Origin of the sequence: Streptomyces nanshensis (assembly GCF_001751255.1) — a bacterium.
In the GTDB taxonomy this organism is placed as follows: domain Bacteria; phylum Actinomycetota; class Actinomycetes; order Streptomycetales; family Streptomycetaceae; genus Streptomyces; species Streptomyces nanshensis_A.
This window is the reverse complement of sequence record NZ_LJGW01000074.1, coordinates 1-1,568: the sequence shown is the minus strand read 5'-3', so window position 1 is coordinate 1,568 and position 1,568 is coordinate 1. Positions and strand designations below refer to the sequence as shown.

1 protein-coding gene is annotated in these 1,568 nt (G+C 74.3%); it reads right to left on the bottom strand.

Annotation, left to right across the window (positions count from 1 at the left end; all coding sequences use genetic code 11):
• Positions 1 to 42: 42 nt before the first annotated feature.
• Complete coding sequence (locus AN218_RS03620) at positions 43 to 1,083, bottom strand: DMT family transporter (protein WP_079131786.1); 1,041 nt, start codon at positions 1,081 to 1,083, stop codon at positions 43 to 45.
• Positions 1,084 to 1,568 lie beyond the last annotated feature (485 nt).

The following is a 1,568-nucleotide window of genomic DNA, read 5'->3' as shown; positions in this document are numbered from 1 at the left end:
CGGCGCACCGTATCGACGGGAGCGCCGCCGCCCGCCCATGTCTCAGCCTTCCTGCGGTATGCGCCCCGTTCCGCTTCCCGCTCGCCGCCGTACCCGAAACCGCACGGTCAGCACGAGCAGCCCCAGCAGAACCAGCGCCGTACCCGTCCACGCCCATGCGCCGAGGCGTTCACCGACGACGGCGACTCCCAGCACCGCGGCGACCACCGGCTCGAAGAGCGTCAGTGTCGTGGCCGTGCCCGCCGGTATACGCGCCAGTCCCGCGCCGAAGAGCACGTACGCCACACACATCGGCACCACCGCGAGATACGCGGCGACCAGCAGCCCGCGCGGCTGGCTCAGCAACGGACCGCCCGTGACGGCGAGTACGGGCAGCAGCACGAGGGCGCCCAGCCCGAAGAGGCCGCCCATCGCCGCGCGCGAGGAGTGCCCCGCCCGGATGATGCGCGCGCCGTAGCAGGCGAAGGCGGCGTACGAGGCGCCGGCCAGCAGCGCCAGCGCGATACCGCCGGGCACATCGTGACCCGTCCTCGCGCCGCCGCCGGACGCGGTGAGCGCGAGCAGCGCACAGCCCGTACCGGCCGCGAGCGTCGCGGCGAACCAGCGCAGCGTCAGCCGTACTCCCACCAGCACCCGCTCCAGCAGGGCGGCGAAGACGGGCGAGCACCCGATGGTCACGACCGTTCCGGCGGCCACGCCCGCCCGGTCCATCGCGGAGTAGAAGGCCAGCGGATAGACGGCGACGGCGGCGCCGCCCAGCAGCGCCCACAGCAGCAGCCGACGCCCGCCGCGCAGCACTCGGAGCGCCGAGCGGCCCGCGAGCAGAAAGGTGAGAAGGCCCCCGACGCCCATGGTGGCGGCGCCCGTCGAGAGCGGAGAGACGGCGGCGGGGGCGAAGCTCGCGGCCGTCCCGGTCGTGCCCCACAGCGTCGCGGCGCCGAGCACGAGCAGGGCGCCGGCACGGTCGTGCGGGCGGCCGTCCGAGGAGGAACCGGAGCGGTACGTAGGGGTGCCGGGGCCGGACGGAGTGGGGTGCGCGTGCGCATGGGCGCGCGGGCCCGGACGGGCAGAGGAAGATGACATGCGGAATGCGTCCTGATCCGTTGAAGGCCGGTGCTGACGGTCATCGGAAGGGCGCAGCCGCCGGAGGCGGCGGGCAGGGACGGCTCAGAGCGGCACCGCGCTGCGCGGTCCGCGGGGGAGAGTCCGGGCTGCCGGGTGCGGGCGGCGACGGCCGTGGCCGCGTCCGCCCGCGAAGATCACTGCGCCCTCAGCGGGACGCGGGAGGCGGTGTGACCGCGTGCCAGTAGATCCTGTCCATGCCCGCGAGCGTAGCCGAACCCTCGGCGGACCGGCACCGGCNCGAGCGTAGCCGAACCCTCGGCGGACCGGCACCGGCGGGGCTGCCGCAGGAACGGTCACCGTCAGACCTGGAACGACAGCCGCCCGGAACCGGCGCGTTCAGGACCGTACGCAGACGATCAGAGGCGTTCAGATGCGCTCGGCTGCCCGCGGCGAACCGCAGTGTTCCGGAGGAACCGGAGCAAGAGGAAGAGAGGAATGAGGAG